Consider the following 7,365-nt stretch of genomic DNA (forward strand, 5'->3'; position numbering starts at 1 on the left):
GGGCCTGCGTCGCCGCCGCCCGGTCGTCCTCGGCGGCGCGGCGGGCCTCGTCGCGGTCGGTGTGGGCCTGCGCGGCGGCGGCGGCGGCCTCGGCGCGTACCTGGGCGAGTTGACGTTCCACCCCGACGGGGGACAGCTCGGCGTGCAGGGTCTCGGTGAGGGTCGCCACGATCTGGTCGAGGCGGTCCACCGCCTCCCAGGTGCGGGCCACCTGGCCGGGCAGGCCGGGGGCGTTGCGGTGCCGTATCCGGTTGTTGCGGGAGTCCCGTTGGCAGGCGCCGTCGTTGTCGCGGCAGTAGCGGAACGGCCGGCCCGCTCCGGTGCGCTGCGGCACGTCACGTCCACAGTGGGCGCAGGGGCGGGTCTCGACGGCGGTGTCTGGGGCGTCCATCGGGGCGAATTCTAGCCCCGCCCCGGCATCCTGCGGGTCGGCGGCGGTGGTGGTCAGGGCGGGGGTGGTGCGGCGGTGCTGTCCCGGACGGTCAGGCGCGGGGACAGCAACGTCGCATCCGGTACGGGGTCCTCGCGGAGTTTGCGCATCAGCAGGGCGACCGCCTGCCGGGCCACCTCCTCGGCGGGCACCGGCACCGAGGTGACCATGGGGCTGGTCTGCTCGGCGAACGGGTCGGGGCAGATCGCCACCACCGACACGTCCTGGGGCACCCGCCGCCCGAGGGTGGGCAGGGTGGCCAGGACCGGGCCGACCGCCGCCTCGTTCTGCACCACCAGCGCGGTCACGTCGGGGTGCCGGTCGAGGAGGTCGAGCAGGCCCTGGCGGACCGCGGCGGTGCCCTCCGGGAGAGGGCGGGTCACCGTGGTGACCCCGTGCCGGTGGGCGGCCTCGGTGAATCCGGCCCGGGTGCGGTGGGCGAACCCGGTGCCCCGGTCGTAGACCGCCGGTGGTGCGCCGAGCAGGGCGACCCTGCGGTGTCCGAGCTGCGCCAGGTGCTCCACGCAGACCTGCCCGGCGCGGTGGAAGTCCAGGTCCACGCAGGTCAGTCCGGTGGCGTCGGCGGGGAAACCGATCAGCACGCTGGGTCGGGTGAGGTCACGCAGCAGCGGCACCCGGGAGTCGTCGAGTTCCACGTCCATCAGGAGGATGCCGTCGACCATGGCGCTGGCGGCGATGCGGCGCAGCCCGGCCGGCCCCTCGTCGGAGGTGACCAGCAGCACGTCGTGGTCGAAGCTGCGGGCGCTGGTCACCACTGCCATCGCGAACTGCATCACCACCGGCACCTGCATGCCGACGCGCAGCGGCAGGACCAGGGCGATGACGTTGGCGCGGCGGCTGGCCAGGGCGCGGGCCCCGGCGTGGGGGTGGTAGCCGAGGGTCCGGACGCTGGCCAGGACCCGGTTGCGGGTGACCTCCGAGATGGCGCGTTTGCCGCTGAGGACGTACGAGACGGTGCTGCCGGCGACCCCGGCGTGGCGGGCCACGTCGGCGATGGTGATCTGGTCGGGTGACTTCATCGGCGCCCTCCGGCGCCGGAGGGCTGCCGGTCCACGGTGTCGGCGGGCACCGACGTCGTGTCGGCGGTGTCGCCGTCGTGGACCCGGACGGTGCCGACGAGGCGTACGTCGTGTGCCGACCGGCCGACGAGGACGCTGTGGGTGGCGGCCTCCACCACCATCGTCTGCCGGGTCTGGTCGTAGTGGGCCAGGTCGGCGGCGCGCAGCCGGAGCCGGACGACCCGGGTCTGTCCGGGAGCCAGGCGGACGCGGGCGTAGTCGCGTAGCTGCCGTAGCGGCTGCTTGACCCGGGAGCGGCGCTGCCGGGTGTAGAGCTGCACGACGTCCTCGCCCGTTCGGACGCCACTGTTGGTGACCTCGACGTTCACCACCACCTCCTCACCCGCGGCCATCGTCGCCGCGCTGAGTCGAAGATCAGCGTAGTCGAAGGTGGTGTAGCTGAGCCCGTGGCCGAACGGGTACAGCGGATCACCTCGGTGGTAGAGGTAGGTGGCGTCCGAACCGATGATGTCGTAGTCCAGGAGGTCGGGTAGGTCCGCCGTGTCGGCGTACCAGGTCTGGGTCAACCGGCCGCCCGGGTCGGCGTCGCCGAGCAGCACCGCGGCGAGGCCCGCGCCGTGTTCCTGGCCGCCGTGGGCCGACCACACCGCCGCCGGTACGTGTCGCCGCGCCCAGCCCAGCGCGTACGGGTAGCTGCTGGTGACCACGAGCACGGTGTGCGGGTTCGCCGCCCGGACCGTCCGCAGGAGGGTCTCCTGGGCGGCGGGCAGGGCCAGGTCGTCGCGGTCCTCGGTCTCCCGGCCGTTGACCATGGGGTGGTTGCCCAGGACCACGACCGCGACGTCGGCGGCGGCGGCGAGGGCGGCGGCTTCGGCGGCCCCGTCGACGAGGAGGTCGATGGTGAAGGGGGTCGCGGTGTCCGGGCCGGTGGCGTCGACCCGGAGTCGTCCGGTGGTGTCGACGGCGACGTACCGGCCGGTGGCCAGGTGGTGCAGGACGACGGTGCCGTCGATGCGGTGGTGGAACCGGAACGTTTCGCGGACCACCCATCCGCCGGGGCCGGGCCGGTCGTTGACCAGGGTGCCGTCGTCGTCGGCGCCGACGTGCCGGCCGTTGCCGACAGCCCGCAGGGCCACCGCCCCGCCACCCCAGTCGACGACGTCGAACCCGGTGTCGTCGGTGTCGTAGGTGAGGGTGAGGGGGCCGCCGTCGGGGTCGGCGGGGCAGGTCACGTACCTGTCGTCGACGCGCAGGGCGACCCGGTCGGTGCCGGGGTGGGTGGTCACCGACGGCAGCCGCCGGGACAGGCCCTCGACGAGGGTCACCGCGTACGGCGGGGTGCCGCTGTACCAGTCCTGGTGGACGGCGTCGGCCAGGGGGCCGAGGACGGCCACCCGGGGTGCGGCGTCGACGTCGAGGGGGAGCAGCCCGTCGTTGTGCAGCAGCACCACCGACGCCTTGACGGCCTCCCGGGCGAGGTCGCGGTGGGCGGGGCAGTCGACCACGTCGGTGGGCACGTCGGCGAACGGGTCGTCGCCGGGTGGGTCCAGGTCGCCGACGCGGGCGCGTAGGAGGAGCAGTCGGCGTACCGCCCGGTCGACGTCGGCCTCGGTGATCAGGCCGAGGCGCAGCGCCTCGGTCAGTCGTCGGGTGGTGGGGGTCGTGTCGGTGCCGTCCTCGGTGAAGCTGTCGACGCCGGCGCGCAGCGCGGCGGCGAACCCGGTGACGTGGTCGGGCAGGTACTGCTGGGATCCGGCGATGTTGGTGACCGCCCCGGCGTCGCCGACCACCACGACGTCGTCGTCGGTGCGGCGCAGTTCGTCGGCGATCAGGGGGCTCAGGTGCGCCGGTACGCCGTTGACCAGGTTGTAGGAGGCCATCACCGCGACCGCCGCCCCGGCGGCCAGGGGGGCGCGGAAGGCGGGGAGTTCGTACTCGTGCAGCACCCGGGGTGGCAGGTCGCTGCTGGTGCGGTCCCGGTCGGTCTCGTTGTTGTAGCCGAGGAAGTGTTTCAGGGTGGGGGCGGTGCGCAGCCGCCACGGGTGGTCGCCGCGCAGTCCCCGGGCGTAGGCGGTGGCGAGCAGGCCGGTCAGCCACGGGTCCTCCGACCAGCCCTCCTCGTTGCGGCCCCACCGGGGGTCGCGCAGCGGGTTGACCACCGGGGCCCACACGTTGAGTCCGACGCCGTCGGGGTCGGCCTGGTGTTTGGCGCGGACCTCGTCGCCGACGGCAGCGCCCACCGACCGGATCAGCTCCGGGTTCCAGGTGCTGGCCAGGCCGACGGCCTGAGGGAAGACGGTGGCCTCGCCGAGCCAGGCCACCCCGTGCAGGGCCTCGGTGCCGGTCCGGAAGGCGGTCAGGCCGAGGCGGGGCACCGGTGCCTGGCACTGGTGCAGCAGTCCGATCTTCTCGGGCAGGGTCAGCCGGTCCATCAGGTCGTCGACGCGGGGGCCGGTCGCCGGGTCGGTGCGGTCGGTCATCGTGGCGTACCTTCCGTGCTCGCCGTCCGGCGACCAGGTCGAAGCGCTTCGACGAACGTCGCGGCGTGCGGCATCGCGGTGGTGGGGGTGGGGCGTCGACTGATGCGGTGAAGCGCTTCGACGGCCCGGAAGAACGAGCCGCCCCCGTTGCCCGGACGTGGGGCGGCCGTTTGACAGTGGCACCACCTGTCGATGCGGTCAAGGGTCGCGGGTGCAGGATCTGGCGGGGAACCCACGTCGTCACCGCGCGGGAAGTCGACCACTTTCGATGGTGGCGAGGGCGGCGACCGCTCCACCCAGGGCGGTCGCGGTGGCCCCGAGGGTGGAGGCGTCCAGGCGGGCGCCGCCGGCCTGCGGGGCGAGCACCCGGGCGGCCAGTTCGGTGCGGGCGGCGGGCAGCAGCCACGGCGCCAACGGCACGAAGTGTCCGCCCACCGTCACGGCCTCCGGGTTGAGCAGGTTGACCAGCACGGACGCCGTGTGGCCGAGGTGCCTGCCGATGCCGGCCAGTTCGGCAAGGGTCTGCGGGTCACCGCCGCGGGCCAGGGCGCGGATCCGGTCCACCTCCGGCAGGTAGTCGGTGACTGGGCCGTCGTCTGCGGTGTCGGGGAGCAGGCGGCGGACCACCGCCGCGAGTCCGAGCAGCGCCTCCACGCATCCGCCGCGCCCGCAGGTGCACCTCGGGCCGCTCGGGTCGAGGCTGAGGTGCCCGATCTCCCCGGCGAGGCCCCGGCCGCCGCGCAGCACCCGCCCGGCGGAGATCACCCCGACACCGACGCCGATGCCGCCGGTGAGGTGGACCAGGTCCGGGACGCCGGCGTGACCGCCGTGGCGGTACTCGGCCAGGGCGGCGAGGTTGGCGTCGTTGTCCACGGTGACGGTGTGCGGCGGGTCCTGCAGGGCGGCGCGCAGGTCGGCGGCGAGGGGCACGTCGTGCCAGCCCAGGGCGGCGGCGAGGGGCACCGCACCGGTGGCGTCGACCAGACCGGGGACACCCACTGTCAACCCCAGCACGGTGCGTCCACCGCCGGTGATCCGGGTGGCCGCCCGGCGGGCCAGGTCGGCCACCGCCCGGACGGTGTCGGTGGGGGAGGAGACGGCGACCGGCAGGGCACGTCGCCAGGTCAACAGCCGGTTCCCGGCCAGGTCGGCGGCGACCAGGACCAGTTCGTCGGCGGCCAGGGCCAAGCCCAGTGCGGCGTACGGCTCGCCGTCGAGGACCAGCATCGTGGCGGGCCGGCCGATGCGGTTCTCGGTGAGCCCGGTCTCGCGGACCAGTCGACTGTCGATCAGTTCGCCGACCAGGCTGGAGACGGTGGCCTTGTTGAGGCCGGTCCGGGCGGCGATGTCGGCGCGTGAGCACGGGGCGTGCACCCGGACGTGGCGCAGCACGACGGCCCGGTTGGCCACGCGGACGTCGCCGAGGTCGGTCGGCTGCGGTTCGTTGTGGACGCTGATCACTGTCTGGCCCGCTCCCTGCACCGGTGGTGCGCGATCTCCCGGTCGGGTGCCGCGCGGTCATCATCGCGCATCGAGGCGTGTCGGGCCGGATCGCCGGCGGCGCACGCCCGGCGCCGCTCCCTTGTGGGTCGAATCACCGTCGATTAGTTTGTTCGGCTAGAACACCAACTAATCCTAGCCGGACGAACCTGCTCCGCAAACCCGTCTCGACGAGATGAAGGGAGTGCGCCGTGACGCCGTCCCCCTCGGCCGCATCCGCCGACCGCCGTACCGTGCTGCGCCTGTTCGGACTCGGTGCCGCCGCGACCATGGGTGGCGCCACCCTGGCCGGTTGCAGCAAGGAGGTCGGCAGTCAGGGCACCGCCACCCAGGCCGACGCGATCAAGGCCGTGCTGCCCGCGTACCGGGCCGCCGACCTGCTCCAGCCGGACATCCCCGGCGAGGGACCGATCCCCAGCGGCTACCTGAAGTACCCGACGAACCTCGTCGACGCCGTCACCGAGCAACCGGGACGCAGCGGACAGCAGATCCGGGCCATCAGCCCCTGGTGGGGGCCGACCCCACCCGGCAACGACCGCAACGAGTACGTCCAGGCGATCAACGCGAAACTCGGCGTCGAGGTCGTCGTCAGCGTGCAGGACGGCAACACCTACGCCGACAAGGTCAGCGCCATGCTCGGCGCCCGCGACGTGCCCGACCTGCTCTGCATCCCCAACTGGGAGGTCGACAAGATCGCCCGGTTCTCCGACGCCACCAAGGCCCTGTTCACCGACCTCACCGACTACCTCCAGGGCGACAAGGCGGCGGCCTACCCGTACCTGGCGGCGCTGCCCACCGGATCCTGGGAGTACTGCGTGTGGGGTGGACGCCTCTACGCCGCCCCGTTCCCCACCGACGGAGCGTTCGCCTGGATGCTGTACCACCGCCGGGACCTCGTCGCCAAGAGCGGCCTCGCCACCCCCACCACCATCGACGAGCTGTACGAGTTCGGGAAGAAGGCCACCAACGCCGACCGGGGCGTGTGGGCCTTCGGCTCCGTCTTCGACATGGTGCAGCAGTTCCACGGCTGCCACCAGATCTGGCGTAGGAAGCCCGACGGTGGACTGGAGCACAAGTACGAGACCGCCGAGTTCACCGCCGCCCTGGAGTTCACCGCCCGACTGTTCGCCGAGGGCCTCGTGCACCCCGACACCGTGGCCAGCAAGGGCGCCGACGAGAAGCAACTGTTCAACGGCGGCAGGATCCTCATGTTCCAGGACGGCCCCGGCGCCTGGGCGGGCATGCAGGGCGAACAGAGCAGGGTCACCCCCGGCTTCGACATGCAGCCCCTGCCGGTCTTCGGCGTCGGCGGCAGGGACCCGCTGCTGTGGGGCAGCGACAAGCCGGTCTTCTACACCTTCGTCAGGAAGGACCTCGCCAAGGAGCGGGTGGAGGAACTGCTGCGGGTGATGAACTGGTGCGCCGCCCCCTTCGGCAGCCGCGAGTACGAACTGCGCGAGTACGGCCAGGAGGGCAAGCACTTCACCCGGGCCCCCGACGGCAGCCCCGTCCCCACCGACCAGTTCCGCAAGGAGTTCGCCGGGCAGTTCAACAGCCTCGGCGGCCGGGCACCCATCAAGGTCCGCAGCGGCGACGCCCCCAACTACGTCCAGGAGTACATCGACTACCACAAGAAGTTCCTCGACCGTCGGGAGACCGACCTGTTCGCCGGGATCAAACTGGAACTCCCGGCCAACTGGTCCAAGCAGCTCCAACCCACCGACGACAAGATCCGCGACATCCTGCGCGGCCGACGCCCGCTGTCCGACATGGAGCAGGTGCGACGGGAGTTCCTCTCCGGCGGCGGCGAAGAGGGGCGGGCCTTCCACGAGAAGGCCCTGTCCGACAACGGCCGATGAGTCCCACCCAGGCGCCCGCGCCGTCCCCGACCGGCCGACGTCGACCGGTCGGGGAC

General features: G+C 73.1%; 4 protein-coding genes and 1 pseudogene. 1 reads left to right on the top strand and 4 read right to left on the bottom strand.

What is annotated here, in order from left to right:
- From ABT336_RS26180 to ABT336_RS26195, 4 genes and pseudogenes are all read right to left on the bottom strand, one after another.
- Positions 1 to 391: pseudogene (locus ABT336_RS26180) on the bottom strand (hypothetical protein); the annotation flags it as partial.
- Positions 392 to 444: 53 nt separating this feature from the next.
- Positions 445 to 1,470 carry a LacI family DNA-binding transcriptional regulator gene (locus tag ABT336_RS26185; RefSeq protein ID WP_350900076.1) on the bottom strand — a complete coding sequence of 342 codons (1,026 nt, stop codon included), beginning with the start codon at positions 1,468 to 1,470 and terminating at the stop codon, positions 445 to 447.
- Positions 1,467 to 3,950 (bottom strand): glycoside hydrolase family 3 C-terminal domain-containing protein, encoded by a 2,484-nt coding sequence (locus tag ABT336_RS26190; RefSeq protein WP_350900078.1) that lies wholly within the window; start codon positions 3,948 to 3,950, stop codon positions 1,467 to 1,469. The genes ABT336_RS26185 and ABT336_RS26190 overlap by 4 nt, the downstream gene beginning before the upstream one ends.
- A gap of 240 nt (positions 3,951 to 4,190) precedes the next feature.
- Positions 4,191 to 5,411 carry an ROK family transcriptional regulator gene (locus tag ABT336_RS26195; protein WP_350900080.1) on the bottom strand — a complete coding sequence of 407 codons (1,221 nt, stop codon included), beginning with the start codon at positions 5,409 to 5,411 and terminating at the stop codon, positions 4,191 to 4,193.
- 230 nt (positions 5,412 to 5,641) lie between these two features.
- On the opposite strand from ABT336_RS26195, the gene ABT336_RS26200 reads away from it, so the two are divergent.
- Entirely contained in the window at positions 5,642 to 7,309 is a 1,668-nt protein-coding gene (locus tag ABT336_RS26200; protein WP_350900082.1) for an ABC transporter substrate-binding protein, read from the top strand.
- Positions 7,310 to 7,365 lie beyond the last annotated feature (56 nt).

It is taken from the genome of Micromonospora sp. NPDC000207 (assembly GCF_040300925.1).
In the GTDB taxonomy this organism is placed as follows: Bacteria; Actinomycetota; Actinomycetes; order Mycobacteriales; family Micromonosporaceae; genus Micromonospora.

Bases quoted from the DNA above. Each gene is read 5' to 3' on its own strand.
- ABT336_RS26185 (WP_350900076.1), bottom strand. From the start codon at position 1,470: ATGAAGTCACCCGACCAGATCACCATCGCCGACGTGGCCCGCCACGCC.
- ABT336_RS26190 (WP_350900078.1), bottom strand. From the start codon at position 3,950: ATGACCGACCGCACCGACCCGGCGACCGGCCCCCGCGTCGACGACCTG.